Below are 21,713 nucleotides of genomic sequence, written 5' to 3'. Positions count from 1 at the left end.
CTTGGGAGCGACCTGCCGATGCCGGATATTCTCGACTACTGCCAGGGCCGCAAGGCCGAGACGTTCAAATCGGGCGCCGTCCTGATCACCGAGGGCGGCAACGAGCGCAAGCTGTTCGTGCTCGTCGAGGGCCAGGTCGAGGTGCTGCGCAAGGGCACGCAGGTCAGCTACATCGAGGAGCCCGGCTCGCTGTTCGGCGAAATGAGCGTGCTGCTCGACATGCCGTATTCGGCCACGGTCAAGGCGCTGTCGACGGTCAAGGCCTATGTGATCGACGATCCCATCGGGTTTCTCGGCAGCCAGGCCGAGATCGCGCTCGAGCTTGCGGCGCTGCTGGCGCGGCGGCTCTACTACACCACCTCGTATCTGGTCGATCTGCAGCAGCAGGCCGCCGGCCGCCGCGAGGACCTCGACCTCGTCGACAAGATCCTGGCGCAGCTGGTGCAATCGCCCGACGACGCCAAGGCCAAGAAGAAGCGCTAGCCCGTCAAGCCAGCCCCTTCACGCGCAGCACGGCGTAGATCATCGCCGCATAGGTGAGCTGGTGGGTGAGCTGGTCGATGCCGTGCAGGGCCCAGAAGCGGCGCGGCCGGCTGTCGACGTGCACGCCCCTGGAATAGTGGATCTTGGCGAAATCCAGCACGTAGTGCACCACGAATTCGGCGACCAGCAGCAGCGCGGCCAGCCACAGCGGCGTGGCGCACAGCAGCAGCACCAGCAGCGACAGGCCGGCGTGGATGCCGGCATGCACATAGCCGCCGGGATGGCGCAAATCGCCCTTGCCGCCCAGCATCCAGCCGGGCTGCAGGAAGTAGTCGGCGACATAGTGCTTGAGCTCGAGGCCGACCAGCAGGCCGAAGAAAATCGCCGTCATGCTTCCTCTCCGGCCCCCCAGCCGAAGCCGGACCGCCTGGCGCGCGGTCCGGAACCGTCCCCGTTGCGGCACGGACCATTGCAGCAAGCCGGAGCGGGCGCAAGCGCCGAAGAGTCGACGCCACCGGCTCGGGAATGCTATCGTTCACTCGCCGTTCAGGCGCGAGGTGAGAGGTCGCGGGCGCCCGTCGGGCTCAGCTCTTGAGGGTCACTATGCGCAGAGTGTTCGCAGGCATCGCCGCAGTCCTCATGGCTGCCTCCCTGTCGGCCCCGGCCTTCGCCGATGCCGCGGCGGGCAGCGCCAAGGGCGTCAATCCGGCGGCCGCCGCCGATCTGGGGGGCGCCGAGCGCACGCTGGTGGTCGGCTCCGACATCTTCATCGGCGATCTGGTCAAGACCGGGCCCAAGGGGCAGGTGCAGATCCTGTTCGCCGACAACACCAAGCTGGTGGTCGGGCCGCAATCGGCGCTCAAGATCGACGATTATTTGCTGCGCAACGACGGCAGCGCCGGCAAATTCGCCGTCGACATGCTGTCGGGCACCTTCCGCTTCGCCACCGGCAACGGCCCCAAGCCGAGCTACGAGCTCAACACCCCCACCGGCACCATCGGCGTGCGCGGCACGCAGTTCGACGTCTACGTCTCGCCGACCGACGGCTCGACGATGATCCTGCACTACCTCGGCACCGTGCTCTTCCGCGCCAAGGGCGAGAGCAAGTGGACGACGCTGCACGACCTGTGCACGCTGGGGCAGATCACCAGCCGCGCCGCGGTGCTGGGCAGCGCCAAGGTCACCACCGGCGATTTCCGCACCCAGCTCAAGACCGAGTTCCGCTATGCCGACAACCAGTCGCCGCTGCTCCGGCCCTTCTGGTTCGCGCGCGCCTATGAGTGCCTGCACAACCCGCCCGAGGCGGCGACGCCGCCGAGCATCGGCACGCCCAACACCGGCGACCAGGACACGCCGCCCCCGACCCAGTCGGGCACACCGCCGGGGCGGCTCGACATCGGCTCGCTCACGCATCACTAGAACGCCGCTCGTCATTTTTCGCATAATCGGCTACAACAGCGCATGATCGGTCGCAGGCTGTTGCCGACAGTGCTGGGTCTCTGCCTCGTGGCGCTGCTGGCGCTGCTTCGGCTCGCCGATCCGCTGCCGGTCGCCACCATCCGCGACCTCGGCTTCGATTTCGAGCAGCGGCTGCTGCCGCGCGCCGCCGCTGACGCGCCGGTGCGGGTGGTCGATATCGACGAGCCCTCGCTCGCGAAATACGGGCAATGGCCGTGGCCGCGCGCCGAGCTCGCGACGCTCACCCGGCGGCTCGAGGAGCTCGGCGCCGCCGCCATCGGCTTCGACGTGCTGTTTCCCGAGCCCGACCGGCTGGGCGGCGACAACGACGCGCAATTTGCCGCCGCGCTCGCCGCCGGCAAGACCGTGCTCGGCTTCTCGCTCGCTCCCAACGCGCCGCCGTTGGCGACGCCTCCCAAAAGCGGCTTCGCCATTTCGGGCAGCGACCCGACGCCGAACCTGCCGGCGCTGCCCGGCGCCGTGGGGCCGCTCAAGCAGCTCGCCGACGCCGCGTCGGGGCTCGGCAGCCTCAGCCTCGATACCGCCGATTCGGCCGGCGTGGTGCGCGAGGTGCCGCTGCTGTGGAGCGACGGCACGCAGCTTTATCCCGGCCTCTCCATCGAGACGCTGCGGCTGGCGCTGGGGGTGACGACGCCGGTGGCGCTGGGCGACACGCGCGGCGACGGCACGCTCGAAGCGCTGAAGCTCGGCCCGTTCACCGTGCCCACCACCGCTTCGGGCGACATCGTGCTCTACGACAAGCGGCCCGATCCGCGCGAGGTGATCTCGGCCGGCGCGCTGCTCGGCGACGACTACCGCTCGCTGGCCGACCAGGTTTCGGGCCGCATCGTGCTCGTCGGCACCTCGGCCAGCGGCCTGCTCGACCTGCATGCGACGCCGCTCAGCCCGGCCATCGCCGGGGTGCGCATCCATGCGGCGGTGATCGACCAGATCGTGTCGGGCAGCTACCTCACCCGCGCCGATTGGGTGCAGGGGCTCGAAATCCTGGTGTTCGTCATCGCCGGAGCGCTGCTGGTGCCGGTGGTGCTGCGGCTGGGCCCGCTCGCGGGGCTGGCGCTGGCGGTGGTGCTGATCGCGGCGATGATCGGCGGCGCCTTCGCCGGCTTCGCGCTCAAGGGCTGGCTGCTCGACGCCACCTTCCCCGCCATCGGCGCGCTCGTCACCTATGGCGCCATGGTCTATGCGCAGTTCTCGCTGACCGAGCACGACCGGCGCGAACTGCGCCGCGCCTTCGGCTATTACGTGTCGCCGCAATTGCTGGCGCGCATCGAGCAGAGCGCCGACCAGCTCAAGCTCGGCGGCGAGGCGCGCGAGATCACGGTGATGTTCGCCGACATGCGCGGCTTCACCAGCTTCACCGAGGCGCATGCGCCCACCGAAACCTTCGGCATGCTCAACCGGCTGTTCGGGGCGCTGGGCGCCGAGATCGTCACCCGCTCGGGCACCATCGACAAATTCATCGGCGATTCCATCATGGCGTTCTGGAACGCGCCGGTGGATGTGGCCGGGCATGCCCGTCGCGCCTGCGAGGCGGCGCTGGCGATGCGCGCCACGCTCGCCGCGCTCAACGACGATGGCGGGCTCGACGGCATCGCCATCGGCATCGGGCTCAGTACCGGCGAGGCGCTGGTGGGCAATATGGGGCTCGAAAGCCGCTTCGACTATTCGGCCATCGGCGATACCGTCAATGTCGCCTCGCGCGTCGAGGGGGAGAGCAAGCTCGTCGGCTTCGACATCGTCGCCGCCGACGCGACACGCCGCGCCGTGCCCGATCTCGCCTGGCTCGAGGCCGGCACGGTGCAGCTCAAGGGCAAGGCAGCGCGGCTGCGCGTCCACATCCTCTTGGGCGATGCGGCGCTGGCGCAGCGCCCCGACTTCCTGGCGCTCGGCGCCGCGCATGCCGACTGGCTGGCGGGCAAAGGCACTCTCGCGCGCTGCGTGGAGCTGGCGCCGGCCGTCGACCCCCGGCTGGTCCGCTTCTACGAGCTGGCGGCGGGCCGTGCCGACGATTTCGCATCGCCGGCATAGGCCTGCCGCATCTCCTCGATCTCGCCCAGCACGCGGTGGAGCGCGCTCCAGTCGTCGCGCTCGGCGATGGGCGCCCACAGCGCCTCCACTTCGTCGATCAGCATGGTGCGCGGCACGGCGCGGGCAAAATAGGGGTGGTCGAGATTGGCGGTGCCGGTGGCCACATAGGGCGCCAGCGCCGCGCGCACCGGGGCGAAGGCGTCGCCGGCATAGGCGTCGGCGGCGGGGCTCCGCGCCGCGCGCCCGGCGCTCAGCGTGCCGCCGCGCCAGTCGAACCAGAACTGCTCGTAGCGGATGCCGCTTGAGTGCAGGAAGCCGAAGATCCGCACCACCAGCTCGGCATCCTCCGCTGCGCCGCGCGGCAGCAGCGCCAGGCGGCGTAGAGCGGCGCTCCACATCGCCTGCTGGAACGCCGGCCAGAAGCGGTTGAGCGCCGCTTCGAGTCCGTCATGGCTGCCGAGCGGCAGCAGCACCTCGGCCAGCCGCGTCAAATTCCACGCCAGCGCGTCGGGCTGCCGGCCGAAGGCATAAAGCCCGGTCTGGTCGAAATAGGCGGCGGTGAAATTGGGGTCGTAGTGCGGCAGGAAGCGCCACGGGCCGTAGTCGAAGCTCTCGCCGGTGATGTTGATGTTGTCGGAGTTGAGCACGCCATGCACGAACCCCGCCGCCAGCCAGTCGGCGCCGGTCGCCGCCACGCGCTCGGCCACCGCCGCGAGGAATTTCTCCGCCCTTGCATTGTCGCCGGGCGGCGCCACGCCGGGCAGATAGGTCGCGAGCGCATAGTCGAGCAGCCGGCCCAGATTGCCGGTGTCGCCGAGAAAGCCGAGGCGCTGGAAGGTGCCGATGCGCACATGGCCGTGGCTCAGCCGCACCAGCACGCTGGCGCGCGTCGGCGACGGCTCGTCGCTGCGCTCCAGCTCTTCGCCGGTCTCGACCAGGCTCAGGCTCTTGCTGGTATCGACGCCGAGCGCCTCGAGCATCGCGGTCGCCAGCACCTCGCGCACGCCGCCCTTCAGCGTCAGCCGCCCGTCGCCCATGCGCGACCACGGGGTGCGGCCCGAGCCCTTGGTGCCGAGGTCGAGCAGCCGCCCGGCATCGTCCTGCAGTTGCGCGAACAGAAAGCCGCGGCCGTCGCCGAGGTCGGCGTTGTAGGCTTGGAACTGGTGGCCGTGATAGCGCAGCGCCAGCGGCGTCGTCAGCGAGCCGGGAATGGGCACGAAGCGGCCGAAATGCTCGATCCATTGCGCCTCGGTGAGGGTGTCGAGCCCCACCGTCGCCGCCGCCCGCTGGTTGCGATAGCGCAGCGTCAGCTCGGGAAAGTGCGCGGGGACGACTTCGTCGTAGAAGGCGGGGCCGAGCGTGGTGTGGGCGGTGGAGGGGGTCAGCGTGACCATCGTGCTCGCGGCCCCCACCCCCGTCCCCTCCCCGCAAGGGGGAGGGGGGCCTGACTGCCCAACCGAAATTGCGGCTCCATCGCCCCCCTCCCCCTTGCGGGGAGGGGCTGGGGGGTGGGGGCCGCTGGAACAACGTTCGTACTAGTCAAAAGTCGCCTCACCGCCGGAACACCCCCACCACCTCCACATGCATCGACCAGGCGAACTGGTCGACCGGCGTCACGCTCTCCAGCCGGTAGCCGCCGGCAATCAATATCGCCGCGTCGCGGGCGAAGGTGCGCGGCTCGCACGACACCGCCACCACGGTCCTGACCTTCGACTTCGCCAGCTCGCGGGCCTGCGCCTCGGCGCCGGCGCGGGGCGGGTCGAACACCACGGCGTCGTGGGCGTCGAGCTCGCGCGGCAGCAGCGGCTCGCGGAACAGGTCGCGGACGGCCGCCGTCACCGGCTTCAGCCCCTGTGTGTGCTTCACGGCCTTGTGCAGCGCGGCGATGGCCGGCCGGTCGGCATCGGCGGCAAAGATGCGCGCCGTTTCGGCCAGCCGCAGCGTGAACGGGCCCATGCCGCAGAACAGGTCGGCCACCGATTTCGCCGGCCCGACGCCGTCACGCACCAGCCGCGCCAGCACCGCCTCGGCCTCGGCGGTCGCCTGCAGGAAGCTCGCGACCGGAATCTCGACCAGCGCCTTGCCCATCCTCACCGCCGGCGGCCGCGTCTCGATGACGATCTCGCCATTGAGCGACAGCCGCGCCGCGCCCGAGCGCTGCGCCAGCAGCGTCAGCCGCTCGGCCTTGAATCGGCGCTCGGTGCGGATGGCGACGTCGAGGCCGGTGTCGGTCGCGGTATAGGCCACGTCGCAATCGCCGACGGTCGCGGCGATGGGATGGGTCAGCGTCACGGCGCGCTGCGCCAGCGCCGGCACCAGGATCGGGCAGGCGGCGATGTCGAGCAAATCGTGGCTGCGCGCCTGCATGTAGCCCACCGCCTTGCCGCGGGCATGCAGCGTCGCCCGCCTTCGGCCGTCGCCATGGGCGGCGAGCATGGGGTTCAGCGCCGCCGCCACATGGGCGTGGCGCAGCGCGTCCTCCACCAGCCCGCGCTTCAGCGCATCGTAGGCGGCGGGGCCGAAATGCTGCAGCGTGCAGCCGCCGCAGGTGCCGAAATAGCGGCAGAACGGGTCGCGGCGGTCTTCCGGCTCGGACAGATCAGGGAGCATCCGGCCTTGTAGCGTATTCCAGGAGACTTGCCAGCGACACGAAGGGGATGCCGGCGCGCTCGCTGAGGCCGGCGGCGCAGGTCGCGACCGTCGACACGCCGACCTCGCAGCCGGCTGGAATATCGTTCTTGACGAAGCGCGTCGCCCATTCGTTGAGCTCCGGCGCGAACAGGCCCTTGTCGCCGGCAAAGCCGCAACAGCTCACCGAGTCGAGCGGCGCAACCGTACCCGCGATAACCTGACACAGTGTCATGGTCGCCTGCTGCTCGCCCATCCGCTGCGCCGAGCAATTGTGATGCACCGCGACGGCCGGAATGGTCCGCACCACCTTGAGCCTGGGCAGCACTTCGGCTGCCAGGAACTCGGCGCTGTCGGCCACGACGATCTCGGAATTGTGGTGCTGCTTCAAATGCTTGGCGCAAGTCGCGGCGTCGGTCAGAACGCGCGCATGCTCCGGCGCCAGCGTTTCCAGGAGCCGGCCGCCCACCCGCGCCGCCTCCTCGGGGAAGCCTTTGCTGAGGAAAGGCTGGCCGCAGCACTGTCCCTCCAGCCCCTGTGGTACCACGACGTCGAATCCGGCGCGTTCCAGGAGCTTCAGCATCGCCGCGGGCGTCGGCAGCAGGTCGTAAGGCGTTGTATTTGCACCGAACATGCGGGTCGGGCAGGCGGGGAAATACACCACGCGATTGGCGGGCGCCGCGATGGCCACCGGCGCGCCGTCGGCCTTGGGATTGTTGCGCACCCGGGCGCCGGGCCGCGCCGCGGGAGCGCCCGGCCCGGGCCGCAGAGCGCGGCTGACGCGCGGCGTGCGCAGGGCCTTGCGCATGGCGCCGGCGATGGCGTCGGTGGCGCCGTCGCCGATGATGCTGCGGCTCAGCGCCTGCACGCCGATGCCGGCCTTGAGGCCGCGCTCCACCGCCAGCGTGTGGCCGGCCACCAGGTGCGCGGCGCGCTTTTCGCCCGCCGTCTTGCGCCTCGCCCGCTCGCCCAGCACCATGGTGCCGGTCTCGATGCCGACCGGGCAGCGGCCGGCGCAGACATTGCCGGCGGCGCAGGTGTAGAGCCCGGCATAACCGAACCCCTCCTGCAGGGCGGCGAGCCGCGCATCGTCCTCGTGCGTCTCGCTGAGACGCTGCATCTCGCGCGTCACCACGATGCGCTGGCGGGGGCTCAGCGTCAGTTGCGCGCTCGGGCAGGCCGGCTCGCAGAAGCCGCATTCGATGCAGAGGTCGACGATCGGGTTGGAAAGCCGCATCTCCTTGAAGTGCTCGAGATGCACGGTCTTGTTGTCGGTGATCAGCACGCCGGGGTTGAGCAGGTCCTCGGGATCGAACAGCGGCTTGATCCTGCGCATGATGCGATAGGCGGCGGCTCCCCATTCGCGCTCGACGAAGGGGGCGATGGCGCGGCCGGTGCCATGTTCGGCCTTGAGCGAGCCGCCATAGCGCACCGAGACCAGCTCGCTCAGATCCTGGCTGAAGGCGTCGAACTTTTCCGCCGCGCCGGGCGCCGCCAGCTCGTCGCCCATCTGGAAGTGCAGATTGCCGGCCAGCGCATGGCCGAAGATCACCGCGTCCTCATAGCCGTGCGCGTCGAGCAGCTTGCGCATGTCGATGACGAAGTCGGCGAGGCGGTCGATGGGCGCCGCCACGTCCTCGGTCAGCATTGCGGTCCCCGGACGGCGAGCCGCGCCGGCAGAGGCGAAGAAGCCCTTGCGCACGTCCCACAGGGCGTGCGAGCGCTCCTCATCGGCAGAGAAATTGAGGTCGGTCGCGCCCTCTTCGCGCAGGATGGTCTCGGCCTTGGCTTGCTCGACCGCCAGTTCCTCCGGCGTCGGCGCGGAGACGTCGATCAGCACGGCCGGCGAGGTTTCGGTGAAGAACCGGACCAGCGGCGCGATGACGGCGATGTGCTCGACCGTGCCGAGGGCGCGGCGCTCGATATATTCGGCGGCAGTGACGCCCGTGGTCGACTGGATGCCGCCATTGGCGAGCCGCGAGATGGCGCGGGCGCAGGAATAGGGATCGGGGAAGGGGATCAGCCCGGTCACCTTGTAGGGATGCTCCGGAATGGTGTTGTAGGTCACCTCCGAAACGAAGCCGAGCGTGCCCTCCGAGCCGACGATCAGGTGGATCAGGATGTCGACGGGGTCGTGGAAATCGGTCAGCGCATTGATCGAATAGCCGACGGTGTTCTTGATCCGGTATTTCCTGCGGATCAGCTCGACCAACTCGGTGTCCGCCATCACCTCGTGGTGCAGCGCGTGCAGCGCCTCGAGCAGGTCGGCCTTCCTCTGCCGGAACGCGGCGACCGAGTCCGGATCTCCCGAGTCGAGCACCGTTCCATCGGTCAGCATCAGCCGCATGCGCTGCAGCGTGTGGTAGGTGTTGTAGGCGACGCCGCAGCACATGCCGGACGAATTGTTGTTGACCACACCGCCGATCTTGCAGGTGGCCTGGCTGGCGGGGTCGGGGCCCAGCTTGCGATTGAACGGCTTCAGCGCGCGGTTGGCGTTGGCGACGATGATCGCCGGCCCCAGCGTGATGCGGTCGCCATTGTCGTGGATGCGCATCTGCTTGAAGCCATCGCCGAGCACGCACAGCACGCCATCGGAATTGGACTGGCCGCTGAGCGAGGTGCCGGCGGCGCGGAAGGTCACCGGCAGGCGCTCGGCGCGCGCGGCGTTCAGCACCGCCAGCACTTCGGCTTCGGAGTTGACGATCACCACCAGGGCCGGCACCAGCCGGTACTGGCTGGAATCGCCGGCATAGGCGTAGGTCATCAGCGGATCGGTCATGATCCGGCTGGGCAGGATTTGGGTGGTGGCCTGAAGGCGGGTCGCCACCCGCCGCGCGGCGGCGGTGCGGTCGGCCCCGATGGGCGTCATGTCGTTCACGGTAAACCTCGTCGTGAACTAACATGTTAGTCCGATTTGGCGGCGCAGACGAGTCGCCTTCGCCATATGTGGCTAAGTATCGTCGCCGACGCGCAGGCCGCGGCGCAGGGCCCGCCGCTTGCCGCCGTCACCGCCATCGGCCCAGAACCGGCGGGAGCGCATCTCGTCGCCGACGCTGGGCACGATCCATTCGAGCAGGAACTCCCCCCGGTCGTCGGGATCGGGAGGAGCTTTCGCCGCCGGGGCCAGAGCGTGGGCAGCGGGGAGGTCGGCGTGCCACCACATGGTCGGCCCCAGTCGCGGTTCGCGGAACGGTTCAGATATCGACATCGTCGGGTTCGGCCGAACGGCCGCTGCCGGTGCGCCGAATGTCCTCGGCGGCGCGCCGCAGTGCGTCGGCGAGGCGCCGCTGGCTCCCGGGATCGCGGTCCCGGGCGGCCTCGCGGATGGCGTCCTTGAGGTCGCGGCGGGCCTCGTTCACCTCGGGGGCGACGTCGTCCATGTCGCGATCGGGGCGTGGATGATGCTCGTCGAAATGCCGGCGCATCTCGTCCCAGCGCTCGCGCATCTTGCCGACCTGCTCGCTGAGCCGGCCGAGATGGGCGAGCGTGCTCTCCACCGCCTCGCGGTTGTCGTCGAGATGGGTGCGGCCCTCGTCGGTGATGGTGTAGAGCCGCTTGTTGCCCTCGGCGGTCGAGGTCACGTAGCTGGCCTCTTCGAGGAAGGTCAGCGCCGGATAGATGACGCCGGGGCTCGGGCTGTACATGCCGCCGGTCTTTTCCTCGATGGCCTTGATCAGATCGTAGCCGTGGCGCGGCTGCTGCTCGATGAAATACAGCGCAATCAGGCGCAAATCGCCCGAGGCGAGCATGCGGCCGATCCGCATATTGTCGCCAAAGCCACCCCAGTCGCCGAAATTGGCGCCCCAGGCGCCGCCCCGCGGCCCGCCCCAGCCGCCGCGGCGGCCCATGGCCTCGAATTTGCGCCACATGCGGTGCTGGGCGCGATCCCACCGGTCCTGGGACCGGCCAAAAGGATCATCATGATGCATGATGTGTCTCCGATATATCTTACGATAGTGCGGAGATACGCTTGCACAACGAAACCGTCAAGATATATCGCGTAAATATATCTGATGCCGAAAACAGGCTATTTTCTATAGAATCTGCACAGGACCAATGGCCCGGCCGCACTCTAGCGTATGGCAGCGATATATCGTTCGGCGCTGCGTTGCACTGTAGCCTTGGCGTCATGGTCGAGCACGCGGTCCCACCATCCGGCATAGATCCTGTCGAATTGGTAGGCGCGGACCGACTTTACAATGGCCTCGACGCTGCGGGCGTTGAGCGGGACGAGGTTGGGGAACGAGTACATGAAGCTCACCCAGCGCGTGTCGGGCACCACCATGATGGAATCGCCGGTCAGCAGCACGCCCTTGCCGCCGGCACCCTGTGCCCAATGCAGCACGGTCGAGCCGGGGAAGTGGCCACCGGTGCGTACCAGGGTGATGCCGTCGGCGACGGCCTTGCTGGCGCCCGACCAGAACTCGACGGCCGGGTCGGGCCGCATCACCCAGTCGCGATTGTCCTCGTGGAGGTAGATCGGCACGCCGCCCAGCGCCTGGCTCCAGTCGACCATGGTGGCGTAGAAATGCGGGTGCGAAATGGCGATGGCGCTGACGCCGCCTTTAGCCGCGATGGCGTCGAGCGCCGCGTCGGTGACGAGCGGCGTGCAGTCCCACAGCACCCCGCCGTCGGGCCGCTCGACCAGCAGCGCCCGCTGGCCGATGGCGATCTGTGGGCGGGCGCCGATGCCGGTCAGGCCCGGCTCGAGCTCGCGCAATTCGTTGACGTGATCGTCGCGCAACTCTTCGAGCGTGGTCCAGCCCTGGCCCCTGGCGTTCACATATTGCCGCTCATCGGCGCAGATCAGGCAGACTTCGCGCGGCGCGTCGGTTTCCGCATAGCCGACGCCGCAGGTGGTGCAGATGTATGATGGCATAGCGTTTCTCCGGGCCCGGAGGGCGAAGCCTACTGCCGCGCCTTCCACAGCTCCAGAGCGCTCAGGCTGTCGCCGGCCTTGGCGATGGCGAACTGGTAGATGTCCCAGCTCGAAACTTTGACGCCATAATAATCGTCGCGCTCGCGCGCCTCGGTCTTGAGGCGGAGGATCAGGTCGCGGTCGCAGGCGGCGAGGTCGGTGCGCAGCGAGAAATCGCGGGCCTGGCGCACGGCGAAGTCGAAGGGGTCCCAGCCCCAGAGGTCGAGCTTCCAGGGGTTGCCGGCAAAGTCCTTGAACTCAATGCCCCAATAGAGGCCGGCGCCGAGCGGATGCGGGTCGACCCAGTCGTTGACGAAGGTGGCTTTGTGCAGCGCGAGGCCGACGCTGTGGAGCTGTGCCGCGAGATCCTGGCCGAAGGCCATCCATTCGCTCCAGCGCTCGGCCTCGAGCGGCAGGTGAATGTCGATATCGCGCCAGACCATCAGGTCGTAGCCGGCGCTGCCGGTAACGGTGGGTTCGCCGAAGCGGTCGGTGAGCAGGGCGAAGAGGCCGGTTTCCGCCAACACCTGGCGCACCTCCTCGCGCAATTGGCGGGCGGTTTCGGCGCGCGCCTCGGGACTGCCCACGATGTCCTCCCCGACAAACAAAAACCCGGCTCCAACAGAGCCGGGTTGTCGCTGAATGCAAGCTTAACTCCCGGCTGGGCCTATTCGGCCTTGCCTTCGGCGGCATCCTTTTCCGCGAGTTCCTTGGCCAGTTGCTCGGCGGCGGCGACCTTCTCGGCCTCGCGGGCGGCGCGGGCCTCGGCGGCGGCGTCGCGTTCGCCGGCCTCGATCTTCTTGGTGCGGGCCGAGGTTGATTCGAAGATGCGGGCGGCCTTGCCGCGGCGGTCGCGCAGGTAATAGAGCTTGGCGCGGCGGACCTTGCCGCGCTTCAGCACCTCGACGCGGTCGACATTGGGGCTGACCATCGGGAAGACGCGCTCGACGCCCTCGCCGTAGGAAATCTTGCGCACGGTGAAGCTCTCGTTGAGCCCCGTGCCGGTGATGGCGATCACCACCCCTTCATAGGCCTGCAGGCGCTCTTTTTCTCCTTCGCGCACCTTCACCCACACCTTGACGGTATCGCCATGGGTGAAATCGGGGTGGTTGGCGCGGGCGGCGAGGGCCTCATGCTGCTCTTTTTCGAGCTCGGCGATGATATTGGGCATGTGTTGTCCGTTCTGATCTTTTCAATGGGGCGTTTCGCCGAAGGAATGCTCCAGCCGCCCGGTCTTGGTTGCACGGATTATGTGTCTTGTTGGCCCGGGCAGGGCCACGGGCGAGCGCGCGTATAGAGGGAAAGCCGCCGCGAGTCCAGTGCTGCGGGCGCTTTTGCCGCGTGCGGCGCGCCGCCGGCACCGCTATAAACCGAGGCATGGGACAGGGCGAGCCGCTTTCGAGGTCGATTGCCCGCGACGTCGTGCTCGCGGCTCTGGTGCTTGCGCTGCTGTTCCTCAATTTCGGCCATTCGAGCGCGGTGTTCGCCGCCGGCGGCCGGGTGGTGGTCACCGCCCAGTCGATCTGCGGCGACCAGCCGGCGCCGGTCGCCGGCGACCATTTCGCCTGCCACGCCTGCCGGCCGGCCCTGGCGGTGCTGCCGCCGCCGCCGGCGACGAGCGTGGCGGCCGAGTTCGCCATAGTGCCGGTGGTCTATGCGCTTCCCGCCCTGGTGCAGCCGCTGCTGACGCCCGGCCGTGACGCACAGCCGCGAGGACCGCCCGCCGTCTGACCTGCACTGCGGAAGTTTTCGTCCTGTTTCCCGTCAAAAGGTCAGATCATGACTCGTTTCAGCCTTGCCGCCCTGCTGGCGGCCCTGGCGCTCGCCGCGCCGTCCCTCGCTTTCGCCCATGAGGGCATCGTGCACGATGGCTGCCCCACCGGGCAGAGCTTTACCGCCGGCGACATCACCGTCAGCGGCGCCTATGCCCGCGCCACGCCGCCCAACGCCCGGTCGGCGGGTGCCTATCTCAGCATCGCCAATGCCGGGCCGGAGGCCGACACCCTCACCGGCGCCAGCACCGAGGCGGCCACCGACACCTCGTTGCACCAGATGAAGATGAACGGCCAGGTGATGGAGATGTCGGCGCTGCCCGATGGCCTGCCGATCCCGGCCGGAGGGTCGGTGGCGCTCGACCCGATGGGCTATCACTTGATGCTCACCGGCTTCAGCCAGCCCTTCGTCAAGGGACAGTGCTTAGAAATGACGCTGCATTTCGCCAAGGCCGGCGACCTCAAGGTTGAGCTCAATATCGGCGGCTTCGCGCAATCGTCGCCGCCGAGCGCGAGCGATGCGCCGGCCGAGCCGTCGCACGCGATGGATATGTCCTCGATGGCCATGTGAGGAGTGATGTCGATGAAAAAGCTTCTGCTTGCCGCATTGTTCGCCCTGGGAGCCGCGTCGCCCGCTCTGGCGCATGCCCACCTCACCGGCAGCGAGCCGGCCGACAAGGCCGAGATCGCGGCGCCGACGACGCTGACGCTGAGCTTTTCTGAGGGGCTGGAGATCGCCTTCAGCGGCGTCGAGATCAGCGGGCCGTCGGGGCCGGTCAGCGGCGTGAGCGCGGCGCTGGGCGCCGACGGCAAGACGCTGCTGGTGACGTTGCCGGCGGCGCTGCCGCCCGGCGCCTACACAGTGAACTGGCACGCGCTCGCCAGCGACGGCCACAAGACCACCGGCAGCTACGGCTTTGTGGTGAAGTAGGCCGAAACGCGCCGGCCGGGTCAGACCTGGCCGGCGGCTATTTCAGCAGATCGGGCCGCCGGGCGCGGGTCAGCTTCTCGCTCTCGGCGCGCCGCCACTGCGCCACCTTGCCGTGGTCGCCAGAGGTGAGCACGGCCGGAATGTCGCGGCCCTCGAAACTTTGCGGCCGGGTGTAGTGCGGATACTCCAGAACGCCGTTCTCGAAGCTTTCGTCCTGGTGCGATTCGTCCTTGCCGAGCACGCCGGGGATCAGCCGCACCACCGCCTCGAGCAGCACCATCGCCGCCACCTCGCCGCCGGCGAGCACATAGTCGCCGATGGAGACCTCCTCGAGGTTGCGTGCCTCGATGACGCGCTCGTCGACGCCTTCGAAGCGGCCGCAGACGATCACGACGCCGGGGCCGTGGGCGAGGGCGCGGGTTCGCTCCTGCGTCAGCGGCTTGCCGCGCGGGCTCATCAACAGCCGCGGGCGCGGATCGTTCTGGTCGGAGACGGCGTCGATCGCCGCCGCCAGCACGTCGGGCTTCAGCACCATGCCGGCGCCGCCGCCCGCCGGCGTGTCGTCGACGCTGTGATGCCTGTCGGTGGCGAAGTGCCTGAGTTGCGTCAGCCGCAGCGACCACAATCCCTGCGCCGCGCCGCGGCCAATCACCGAGGCGCCCAACGGGCCGGGGAACAGTTCGGGAAACAGAGTGATGACATCGGCGGCAAAGCTCAATCGGGCTCTTCCTCGCCGGGCTCGCTTTCGGTCGGCACCTCGATCACGAGGTAGCCTTCCGCCACGTGCACCTCGGGCACCACGGCCTTGCTGAAGGGATAGAGATAGGTGTCGCCGCTGCGCTCGTCGCGCACCTCGATCAGGTCGGAGGCGCCGAAATTGGGAATGGCGATCACCTTGCCGAGTACGGTGCCGTCATTGAGCCGGGCGTCGAGCCCGATCAGGTCGGTGTGGTAGAAATCGTCGGCGTCGTCGGGCGGCGGCAGGCGGTCGCGCGCGACATAGAGCTCGACGCCGTTGAGCTTTTCGGCGGCGGTGCGGTCGGCAACGCCCTTGAGCCGCGCCACCAGCACATTGGTGGTGGCGCGCGCCGCTTCGATTTCGATCTCGAGGCCGGGCCGGTTGGTGCTGAACGGCCCATAATCCTTGAGAGCCAGCGGCTCCTCGGTGAAGGATTGGATGCGCACCTCGCCCTTGATCCCATGGGCCGCGCCGATGCGGCCCATGAGCAGGCGTTTGGACGAGGTGACGCTCATCTTACTCGGCGGCCGGGGCCGCGGCGTCGGCGGCGGCCTTGGCGCGGGCTTCGGCGCGCTCGGTGGCCTTCTTGCCCGGCTTGGCGCGCTCGGGGTTGTTGCGCGGGGCGCGGGTCTTGAGGCCGGCCTTGTCGAGGAAGCGCAGCACGCGGTCGGTCGGCTGGGCGCCGACGCTCAGCCAATGCTGCACGCGCTCGGTCACCAGGGTGACGCGCTTGTCGTCCTCGAGCTTGGGATCGTAGGTGCCGACCTTCTCGATGAAGCGGCCGTCGCGCGGCGAGCGGGCGTCGGCGATGACGACGTGGTAGTAGGGGCGCTTGGTGGTGCCGGCGCGGGCGAGGCGGATCTTGAGAGACATGCGTTGGTCCTTGGGAGTTTGTTTGCGAAACGGGGTTCTATTTCTTCTTCGGCACGAACCCGCCGCCGAGGCCGGGAAGGCCGGGGAAGCGTGAGGCGCCGCCGAGACCGGGCATGCCCGATCCGGATTTGAGCAACTGGCCCACATCGGTGGGCAGCTTCTGGCCGAGGTCCTTGGGCGGGGCAGCGCCCTCGGTGGTGGCCTGCTTCAGCATCGCGGGGTCCATGCCCATCTGCCGGGCCATCGCTTCGAGCTGTGCAGGGTCCATCTTGGACGGGTCGGGCATCTGGCCGAGGCCGGGCATCATGCCGCCCAGCTTGCCGCCGAACATGCCGGCCAGCGAGCCGAGGCCACCCTTGGAAACCTTCTTCATCATGTCCGCCATCTGGCGGTGCTGTTTCATCAGCTTGTTGACGTCTTCGACCCTGGTGCCCGAGCCCTTGGCGATGCGGATGCGGCGCTTGGCGTTGAGCAGGTCGGGGTCGGCGCGCTCGGCTCTGGTCATCGAGTTGATGATGGCGATCTGCCGGTCGAACACCTTCTCATCGATGTTGGCGCCGGCCATGGCCTTCTTGACCTGGCCCATGCCGGGCATCAATCCCATCAGGGCGCCCATGCCGCCCATCTTCTTCATCTGCTGCAACTGGCCGCGCAGATCGTCGAGGTCGAAGCTGCCCTTCTTGAGCTTCTTGGCCATCCTGGCCGCGTCTTCGGCCTTGATGGTCTGGCTGGCCTTTTCGACCAGGCTGACGATGTCGCCCATGCCGAGGATACGGTCGGCAATCGAGGCCGGACGGAAATCCTCGAGCGCGTCGAGCTTTTCGCCGGTGCCGATCAGCTTGATCGGCTTGCCCGTCGCGGCGCGCATCGAGAGCGCGGCACCACCACGGCCGTCGCCGTCGACGCGGGTCAAGACGATGCCGGTGATGTCGACGCGCTGGTCGAAGGAGCGGGCGAGGTTGACGGCGTCCTGGCCGGTCAGCGCATCGGCCACCAGCAGGACTTCGTGGGGGTTCACCGCGGCCCTCACCGCGGCGGTCTCCTGCATCAGATCCTCGTCGACATGGGTGCGGCCGGCGGTATCGAAGATGACGACGTCATAGCCGCCGATCCGGGCTTCGCGCTCGGCGCGGCGGGCAATGTCGACCGGCGTCTCGTCCTGCTGAATCGGCAGCGTATCGACGCCGATCTGGGTGCCGAGCACGCGCAGCTGCTCCTTGGCGGCAGGGCGGCGGTCGTCGAGCGAGGCCAGCAGCACCTTCTTGCCCTGCCGCTCCTTCAGCCGCTTGGCGATCTTGCCGGCATGGGTGGTCTTGCCGGCGCCCTGCAGGCCCACCATCAGCATGCCGACCGGGGCCGGGGCGTTGAAGTCGAGCGGCACCGGGACCTCGCCCAGCACCTTGACCAATTCGTCATGGACGATCTTGACCACCTGCTGGCCGGGCGTCACCGAGCGGGTGACTTCGGCGCCGACGGCGCGCTCGCGCACCTGCTCGACGAAGGCCTTGACCACTTCCAGCGACACGTCGGCTTCGAGCAGCGCGCGGCGGACTTCGCGCAACGCCGCATCGACATCCGCCTCGTTCAGCGCGCCGCGGCCGGTGAGGCCTTCGAAGATTTTCCCAAGCCGGTCGCTGAGGCTATCGAACATCGCGTTTCCTTCCCGGATCACTCCCCGGGATATGGTTGGCTCAGGCGCAAACGCCAAACACACCCCGGGGCGCGTCGCGCTGCGGGATGTTTGCCTCGGGGAACTCTTTATACCTTTGCGGGTCCCGGTCGGCGGTTCAGGTCAGACCTGAGCGAAGTGGCGGGTGAATAGGCGGGAACGGCCGGGGAGTCAAGGAAGCCGGCGAACCCGCGTCGCACTGGCAATTCGTCAGCACATCCGCCATATAGTGCCGGCAAACGCGTCCCGCGAGGCTTTCGGCAAAATGGCTGGCGTTCCGTATTTGAAGATGAACGGGCTGGGCAACGATTTCGTCGTCGTCGATGCGCGGGCGGACGGGCGGCGGTTCACGCCCGAAGCGGTGCGTGCCATCACCGACCGGGTGAAGGGCGTGGGCGCCGACCAGTTCATCGTCATGGAAAAGCCGGCGGCCGATGGCGTCGACGTGTTCATGCGCATCTACAATTGCGATGGCGGCGAGATCGACGCCTGCGGCAACGCCACGCGCTGCGTCGCGGCGCTGGTGGCCGAAGAGGTGGGCAAGCGCGCCATCCTGCTGCAGACCAATGCCGGCTTGCTGGCGGCGACCGTCACCGACGATCTGGTGACCGTCGACATGGGCAAGCCGCGCTTCGACTGGGACCAGATCCCGCTCAGCGAGGAATTCGCCGACACCACCGGCATCGAGCTGCAGATCGGGCCGATCGATGCGCCGATCCTGCACACGCCGTCGGTGGTCAACGTCGGCAACCCGCACGCCATCTTCTGGGTCTCGGACATAGCGGCTTATGATCTCGGCCGTTTCGGGCCGCTGCTCGAAAACCATCCGATCTTTCCGGAACGGGCCAATATCAGCCTAGCGCAGGTGGTATCGCCCGAGCGCATCAAGGTCAGGGTGTGGGAGCGCGGGGCCGGGCTGACGCTGGCCTGCGGCACGGCGGCCTGCGCCGTCGGCGTCGCTGCAGCGCGCAAGGGCCTCACCGGCCGCAAGGTCACGGTGGAACTGCCGGGCGGGCCGCTCGAGATCGACTGGCGGGCGTCCGACGGCCATATCCTGATGACCGGCACCTGGTCGCTCGACGGCGAGGGCGTGCTGCCGGACGAGTGGCTGAAGGCAGCATGAGCGTCGAAACGCTCACCTTCGGCTGCCGCCTCAACGCCTATGAATCCGAAGTGATGAAGGCCGAGGCCGAAAAGGCCGGGCTTTCGGGCGCACTGATCGTCAACACCTGCGCGGTGACGGCCGAGGCGGTGCGGCAGGCCAAGCAGGCGATCCGCAAGGCGCGGCGCGAGGCGCCGGGCCGGCAGATCATCGTCACCGGCTGCGCCGCACAGACCGCGCCGCGCGACTTCGCCGATATGGCCGAGGTCGACTTGGTGCTCGGCAACGCCGACAAGATGAAGGCCCAAAGCTACGCCCCGATGGCGTTCGGGGTGAAGCTCAACGACAAGGTGCAGGTCAACGACATCATGGCCGTGCGCGAGCAGGCCGGGCATCTGATCGAAGGCATGGACGGGCGGGCGCGGGCGTTCGTGCAGGTGCAGAACGGCTGCGATCATCGCTGCACCTTCTGCATCATCCCCTATGGGCGCGGGCCGTCGCGCTCGGTGCCGATGGGGGCGGTGGTCGAGCAGATGAAGACGCTGGTGGGCAACGGCTATCGCGAGCTGGTGCTGACGGGGGTCGATATCACAAGTTATGGCGCCGACCTGCCGGGGCAGCCGAGCCTCGGCAAGCTGGTGCAGGCGATCCTGCGGCACATCCCGGACCTGCCGCGGCTGCGCATCTCGTCGATCGATTCGATCGAAGCGGACGATGCGCTGTACGATGCCTTGGCGTCGGACCGGCGGCTGATGCCGCATCTGCATCTCAGCCTGCAAGCGGGCGACGACCTGATCCTCAAGCGCATGAAGCGCCGGCATTTGCGGGCCGATACGCTGGAGTTCGTGGGGCGGGTGCGGGCGTTGCGGCCGGACGTGGTGTTCGGTGCCGACATCATCGCCGGATTCCCGACGGAAACCGAGGCGATGTTCGAGAATTCCCTCAGCATCGTGACCGAAGCCGACCTCACCTACCTGCACGTGTTTCCCTATTCGCCGCGTGAAGGCACGCCGGCGGCGCGCATGCCGCAGGTGTCTCGGCGTGTCGGCAGGGAGCGCGCGGCACGGCTCAGGGCCTTGGGCGAGCAGCAATATAACAGGTTCTGCGAAAGCCGAATCGGGCAGGTGGAAGCGGTGCTGGTGGAGCGCGACGGGATGGGGCGGACCGAGCAGTTCGTGCCGATCGCGGTGCCGGGGCATGCGCCGGGCGAGCTGGTGGCGGTGCGGGCGGTGGCCGTGGCCGCCACGGGGCTGGTCGGCGAACCGATCCGGAATGCGGCCTGATGGCGGACGAGAAGCCTAGTTTTTTCAAGAGGTTGTTCGGAGGCGAGACGCCGCCGGCGGCGGCGCCACCACAGGCTGTGGTGCCCGAGACGCCGGGGCCGCCGGAGACGCTGCCGCCGACCGGCGGAGCGCCGAAAACCTCGTGGCTGCAACGACTTGCGACCGGACTCAAGCGCTCCTCGGACCAGCTCGGCAGCGGCATCGCCGCGGTGTTCACCAAGAAGCGGCTGGACCAGGCCATGCTGGACGAGCTGGAGGACGTGCTGATCCAGGCCGATTTCGGCGTGGACATGGCGGATTCCGTGGTCGAAGCGCTGCGCCGCGACCGTTTCGACCGTGACATTTCGAGCGACGAGGTCCGTGACATTGTGTCACGTCATGTCGCGCAAGTTCTGGCTCCCGTCGCACAGCCTCTCACGGTGGACCCGGGGAAGCGGCCCTTCGTCATCCTGATGGTGGGGGTGAACGGCTCGGGCAAGACCACAACGATCGGCAAGCTCGCCTCGCTGTACCGGGCAGAGGGCAAATCGGTGATGCTGGCGGCGGGCGATACGTTCCGCGCCGCGGCGATCGAGCAGCTGCAGGTCTGGGGGCAGCGCACCGGGGCGCCGGTGGTGGCGCGGCCGGCCGGCTCGGACGCCTCGGGCCTGGCGTTCGACGCGATGACCGAGGCCAGGGCGCGGGGCAGCGACATCCTGATCATCGACACGGCGGGCCGGCTGCAGAACCGCGACGAGCTGATGAGCGAGCTCGAAAAGATGATCCGCGTCATCAAGAAGGTCGATCCCAGCGCGCCGCACGCGACGCTGCTGACCCTCGATGCGACGACTGGACAGAACGCGCTCAATCAGGTCGAAATCTTCGGGCGCCGAGCCGGGGTGACCGGGCTGGTGATGACCAAGCTCGACGGCACGGCGCGCGGCGGCATCCTGGTGGCGATCGCGAAAAAATACGGGCTGCCGGTGCATTTCATCGGCGTCGGCGAGGGCATCGACAATCTCGAAGCCTTCGCGGCGGGCGATTTCGCCCGGGCCATCGTGGGCGAGGTGTAGATGGCGGAAACGTCCAAGGATTCCGATCTCAACTGGGACGAGCTCAAGCCGCAGCTGATCAAGATGGCGCTCGAGCTCGGGCCGCTGGTGGTGTTCTTCATCGTCAACGCCCGTGCCGACATCTTCGTGGGCACGGCCTGGTTCATGGGCGCCATGGTGCTGTCGCTGGCGCTGAGCTGGCTGCTGCTGAAGCGGGTGGCGCTGATGCCGCTGGTCACCGGCGTGGTGGTGCTGATCTTCGGCGGGCTGACGCTGTGGCTGCACGACGACACCTTCATCAAGATGAAGCCGACGGTGATCAATGCGCTGTTCGGCGCGGTGCTGCTGGGTGGAATGGCGTTCCGGCTGTCGCTGCTCAAATATGTGTTCGGCGACGTCTACAAGCTGAGGCCGGAAGGCTGGACGGTGCTGACGCTGCGCTGGGGGCTGTTCTTCTTCTTTCTCGCCATCCTCAACGAGGTGGTGTGGCGCACCCAGAGCACCGATTTCTGGGTGGCGTTCAAGGTCTGGGCGACGATGCCGCTGACCATCGTGTTCGCGGCGCTGCAGGTGCCGGTGCTGAGCAAATACGCGCCCGAGCCGGTGAAGCCGGTGGACGCGATCACGCCGATCGATCCGCTGCCGTAGAACGGCGGTTCGGACGGACGGGCCGGGTGGCTGCGGCCCCCACCCCCGGCCCCTCCCCGCAAGGGGGCAGTGTTTACATTAGACTGTGATTGGATTCTTCTTGGGTTGAGGTGATTTTCCCGGAGGTTT

General features: G+C 68.4%; 23 protein-coding genes. 10 read left to right on the top strand and 13 right to left on the bottom strand.

Annotation, left to right across the window (positions count from 1 at the left end):
• The first annotated feature begins 18 nt into the window (after positions 1 to 18).
• The gene (locus BGO82_RS16885; protein ID WP_291306793.1) at positions 19 to 483 is read left to right on the top strand and encodes a cyclic nucleotide-binding domain-containing protein; all 465 of its coding nucleotides are present in this window, start codon (positions 19 to 21) and stop codon (positions 481 to 483) included.
• A 4-nt stretch (positions 484 to 487) separates the two neighbouring features.
• On the opposite strand, the gene BGO82_RS16880 is transcribed toward BGO82_RS16885, so the two are convergent.
• Positions 488 to 874: a DUF3307 domain-containing protein gene (locus tag BGO82_RS16880; RefSeq protein ID WP_291306792.1), complete on the bottom strand. Its 387-nt coding sequence runs from the start codon at positions 872 to 874 to the stop codon at positions 488 to 490.
• A gap of 248 nt (positions 875 to 1,122) precedes the next feature.
• Between BGO82_RS16880 and BGO82_RS16875 the strand changes: the two genes are divergently transcribed.
• On the top strand, positions 1,123 to 1,902 hold the full coding sequence (locus tag BGO82_RS16875; RefSeq protein ID WP_291306791.1) for a FecR family protein: 780 nt from the start codon (positions 1,123 to 1,125) through the stop codon (positions 1,900 to 1,902).
• A gap of 42 nt (positions 1,903 to 1,944) precedes the next feature.
• On the top strand, positions 1,945 to 3,990 hold the full coding sequence (locus BGO82_RS16870; RefSeq protein ID WP_291306790.1) for an adenylate/guanylate cyclase domain-containing protein: 2,046 nt from the start codon (positions 1,945 to 1,947) through the stop codon (positions 3,988 to 3,990).
• Here the strand turns inward: BGO82_RS16870 and BGO82_RS16865 are convergent.
• The 8 genes from BGO82_RS16865 to rplS form a co-directional block, all read right to left on the bottom strand.
• Positions 3,942 to 5,384, bottom strand: a complete 1,443-nt coding sequence (locus BGO82_RS16865; protein ID WP_291306789.1) for a protein adenylyltransferase SelO family protein — start codon at positions 5,382 to 5,384, stop codon at positions 3,942 to 3,944. The genes BGO82_RS16870 and BGO82_RS16865 overlap by 49 nt on opposite strands.
• A gap of 157 nt (positions 5,385 to 5,541) precedes the next feature.
• Positions 5,542 to 6,600: an RNA methyltransferase gene (locus BGO82_RS16860; protein ID WP_291306788.1), complete on the bottom strand. Its 1,059-nt coding sequence runs from the start codon at positions 6,598 to 6,600 to the stop codon at positions 5,542 to 5,544.
• On the bottom strand, positions 6,590 to 9,487 hold the full coding sequence (locus BGO82_RS16855) for an FAD-binding and (Fe-S)-binding domain-containing protein (RefSeq protein WP_291307564.1): 2,898 nt from the start codon (positions 9,485 to 9,487) through the stop codon (positions 6,590 to 6,592). The genes BGO82_RS16860 and BGO82_RS16855 overlap by 11 nt, the downstream gene beginning before the upstream one ends.
• An 81-nt stretch (positions 9,488 to 9,568) precedes the next feature.
• Positions 9,569 to 9,781 (bottom strand): hypothetical protein, encoded by a 213-nt coding sequence (locus BGO82_RS16850; RefSeq protein WP_291306787.1) that lies wholly within the window; start codon positions 9,779 to 9,781, stop codon positions 9,569 to 9,571.
• Positions 9,782 to 9,812: 31 nt separating this feature from the next.
• The gene (locus BGO82_RS16845; RefSeq protein WP_291306786.1) at positions 9,813 to 10,487 is read right to left on the bottom strand and encodes a PadR family transcriptional regulator; all 675 of its coding nucleotides are present in this window, start codon (positions 10,485 to 10,487) and stop codon (positions 9,813 to 9,815) included.
• A 203-nt stretch (positions 10,488 to 10,690) separates the two neighbouring features.
• On the bottom strand, positions 10,691 to 11,497 hold the full coding sequence (locus BGO82_RS16840; protein ID WP_291306785.1) for an MBL fold metallo-hydrolase: 807 nt from the start codon (positions 11,495 to 11,497) through the stop codon (positions 10,691 to 10,693).
• A gap of 29 nt (positions 11,498 to 11,526) precedes the next feature.
• Positions 11,527 to 12,123 (bottom strand): hypothetical protein, encoded by a 597-nt coding sequence (locus BGO82_RS16835; RefSeq protein WP_291306784.1) that lies wholly within the window; start codon positions 12,121 to 12,123, stop codon positions 11,527 to 11,529.
• 80 nt (positions 12,124 to 12,203) lie between these two features.
• Entirely contained in the window at positions 12,204 to 12,707 is a 504-nt protein-coding gene (gene rplS / locus BGO82_RS16830; RefSeq protein ID WP_291306783.1) for a 50S ribosomal protein L19, read from the bottom strand.
• Positions 12,708 to 12,913: 206 nt separating this feature from the next.
• Between rplS and BGO82_RS16825 the strand changes: the two genes are divergently transcribed.
• From BGO82_RS16825 to copC, 3 genes are read left to right on the top strand one after another with little or no spacing between them, the layout of a single operon-like run.
• Complete coding sequence (locus tag BGO82_RS16825) at positions 12,914 to 13,267, top strand: hypothetical protein (RefSeq protein ID WP_291306782.1); 354 nt, start codon at positions 12,914 to 12,916, stop codon at positions 13,265 to 13,267.
• Positions 13,268 to 13,315: 48 nt separating this feature from the next.
• Entirely contained in the window at positions 13,316 to 13,879 is a 564-nt protein-coding gene (locus tag BGO82_RS16820; protein ID WP_291306781.1) for a copper chaperone PCu(A)C, read from the top strand.
• A 12-nt stretch (positions 13,880 to 13,891) separates the two neighbouring features.
• Positions 13,892 to 14,239 carry a copper homeostasis periplasmic binding protein CopC gene (gene copC, locus BGO82_RS16815; protein WP_366246971.1) on the top strand — a complete coding sequence of 116 codons (348 nt, stop codon included), beginning with the start codon at positions 13,892 to 13,894 and terminating at the stop codon, positions 14,237 to 14,239.
• Between the two features lie 37 nt (positions 14,240 to 14,276).
• Here copC and trmD read toward each other — a convergent pair whose 3' ends face one another.
• From trmD to ffh, 4 genes are read right to left on the bottom strand one after another with little or no spacing between them, the layout of a single operon-like run.
• Positions 14,277 to 14,957, bottom strand: a complete 681-nt coding sequence (gene trmD / locus BGO82_RS16810; RefSeq protein WP_291306779.1) for a tRNA (guanosine(37)-N1)-methyltransferase TrmD — start codon at positions 14,955 to 14,957, stop codon at positions 14,277 to 14,279.
• On the bottom strand, positions 14,954 to 15,493 hold the full coding sequence (gene rimM / locus BGO82_RS16805) for a ribosome maturation factor RimM (protein WP_291306778.1): 540 nt from the start codon (positions 15,491 to 15,493) through the stop codon (positions 14,954 to 14,956). Before rimM ends, trmD begins: the two co-directional genes overlap by 4 nt.
• A gap of 1 nt (position 15,494) precedes the next feature.
• Entirely contained in the window at positions 15,495 to 15,851 is a 357-nt protein-coding gene (gene rpsP, locus BGO82_RS16800) for a 30S ribosomal protein S16 (RefSeq protein WP_291306777.1), read from the bottom strand.
• Between the two features lie 37 nt (positions 15,852 to 15,888).
• Positions 15,889 to 17,502, bottom strand: coding sequence for a signal recognition particle protein (gene ffh / locus BGO82_RS16795; protein ID WP_291306776.1), 1,614 nt, complete (start codon positions 17,500 to 17,502; stop codon positions 15,889 to 15,891).
• A 283-nt stretch (positions 17,503 to 17,785) separates the two neighbouring features.
• Here ffh and dapF point away from each other — a divergent pair, with 283 nt between their 5' ends.
• Genes dapF through BGO82_RS16775 form a run of 4 tightly spaced genes read left to right on the top strand, consistent with a single transcriptional unit; the run spans position 17,786 to position 21,584 of the window.
• Complete coding sequence (dapF, locus tag BGO82_RS16790) at positions 17,786 to 18,643, top strand: diaminopimelate epimerase (RefSeq protein ID WP_291306775.1); 858 nt, start codon at positions 17,786 to 17,788, stop codon at positions 18,641 to 18,643.
• Positions 18,640 to 19,905, top strand: a complete 1,266-nt coding sequence (mtaB, locus tag BGO82_RS16785; RefSeq protein ID WP_291306774.1) for a tRNA (N(6)-L-threonylcarbamoyladenosine(37)-C(2))-methylthiotransferase MtaB — start codon at positions 18,640 to 18,642, stop codon at positions 19,903 to 19,905. Before dapF ends, mtaB begins: the two co-directional genes overlap by 4 nt.
• The gene (gene ftsY, locus BGO82_RS16780; RefSeq protein WP_291306773.1) at positions 19,905 to 20,957 is read left to right on the top strand and encodes a signal recognition particle-docking protein FtsY; all 1,053 of its coding nucleotides are present in this window, start codon (positions 19,905 to 19,907) and stop codon (positions 20,955 to 20,957) included. The genes mtaB and ftsY overlap by 1 nt, the downstream gene beginning before the upstream one ends.
• The gene (locus BGO82_RS16775; RefSeq protein ID WP_291306772.1) at positions 20,958 to 21,584 is read left to right on the top strand and encodes a septation protein A; all 627 of its coding nucleotides are present in this window, start codon (positions 20,958 to 20,960) and stop codon (positions 21,582 to 21,584) included.
• The last annotated feature ends 129 nt before the right edge of the window (positions 21,585 to 21,713 follow it).

The organism is Devosia sp. 67-54 (assembly GCF_001899075.1).
Lineage (GTDB): Bacteria > Pseudomonadota > Alphaproteobacteria > Rhizobiales > Devosiaceae > Devosia_A.
Note: the sequence above shows the minus strand (reverse complement) of the source record. Positions and strands in the feature narration are given on the sequence as shown.

Coding starts and splice junctions, on each gene's coding strand:
- BGO82_RS16885 (WP_291306793.1), top strand. CDS start 19: ATGCCGGATATTCTCGACTACTGCCAGGGCCGCAAGGCCGAGACGTTC.
- BGO82_RS16880 (WP_291306792.1), bottom strand. CDS start 874: ATGACGGCGATTTTCTTCGGCCTGCTGGTCGGCCTCGAGCTCAAGCAC.
- BGO82_RS16875 (WP_291306791.1), top strand. CDS start 1,123: ATGGCTGCCTCCCTGTCGGCCCCGGCCTTCGCCGATGCCGCGGCGGGC.
- BGO82_RS16870 (WP_291306790.1), top strand. CDS start 1,945: ATGATCGGTCGCAGGCTGTTGCCGACAGTGCTGGGTCTCTGCCTCGTG.
- BGO82_RS16865 (WP_291306789.1), bottom strand. CDS start 5,384: ATGGTCACGCTGACCCCCTCCACCGCCCACACCACGCTCGGCCCCGCC.
- BGO82_RS16860 (WP_291306788.1), bottom strand. CDS start 6,600: ATGCTCCCTGATCTGTCCGAGCCGGAAGACCGCCGCGACCCGTTCTGC.
- BGO82_RS16855 (WP_291307564.1), bottom strand. CDS start 9,487: ATGACGCCCATCGGGGCCGACCGCACCGCCGCCGCGCGGCGGGTGGCG.
- BGO82_RS16850 (WP_291306787.1), bottom strand. CDS start 9,781: ATGTGGTGGCACGCCGACCTCCCCGCTGCCCACGCTCTGGCCCCGGCG.
- BGO82_RS16845 (WP_291306786.1), bottom strand. CDS start 10,487: ATGTGGCGCAAATTCGAGGCCATGGGCCGCCGCGGCGGCTGGGGCGGG.
- BGO82_RS16840 (WP_291306785.1), bottom strand. CDS start 11,497: ATGCCATCATACATCTGCACCACCTGCGGCGTCGGCTATGCGGAAACC.
- rplS (WP_291306783.1), bottom strand. CDS start 12,707: ATGCCCAATATCATCGCCGAGCTCGAAAAAGAGCAGCATGAGGCCCTC.
- BGO82_RS16825 (WP_291306782.1), top strand. CDS start 12,914: ATGGGACAGGGCGAGCCGCTTTCGAGGTCGATTGCCCGCGACGTCGTG.
- BGO82_RS16820 (WP_291306781.1), top strand. CDS start 13,316: ATGACTCGTTTCAGCCTTGCCGCCCTGCTGGCGGCCCTGGCGCTCGCC.
- copC (WP_366246971.1), top strand. CDS start 13,892: ATGAAAAAGCTTCTGCTTGCCGCATTGTTCGCCCTGGGAGCCGCGTCG.
- rimM (WP_291306778.1), bottom strand. CDS start 15,493: ATGAGCGTCACCTCGTCCAAACGCCTGCTCATGGGCCGCATCGGCGCG.
- rpsP (WP_291306777.1), bottom strand. CDS start 15,851: ATGTCTCTCAAGATCCGCCTCGCCCGCGCCGGCACCACCAAGCGCCCC.
- ffh (WP_291306776.1), bottom strand. CDS start 17,502: ATGTTCGATAGCCTCAGCGACCGGCTTGGGAAAATCTTCGAAGGCCTC.
- dapF (WP_291306775.1), top strand. CDS start 17,786: ATGGCTGGCGTTCCGTATTTGAAGATGAACGGGCTGGGCAACGATTTC.
- mtaB (WP_291306774.1), top strand. CDS start 18,640: ATGAGCGTCGAAACGCTCACCTTCGGCTGCCGCCTCAACGCCTATGAA.
- ftsY (WP_291306773.1), top strand. CDS start 19,905: ATGGCGGACGAGAAGCCTAGTTTTTTCAAGAGGTTGTTCGGAGGCGAG.
- BGO82_RS16775 (WP_291306772.1), top strand. CDS start 20,958: ATGGCGGAAACGTCCAAGGATTCCGATCTCAACTGGGACGAGCTCAAG.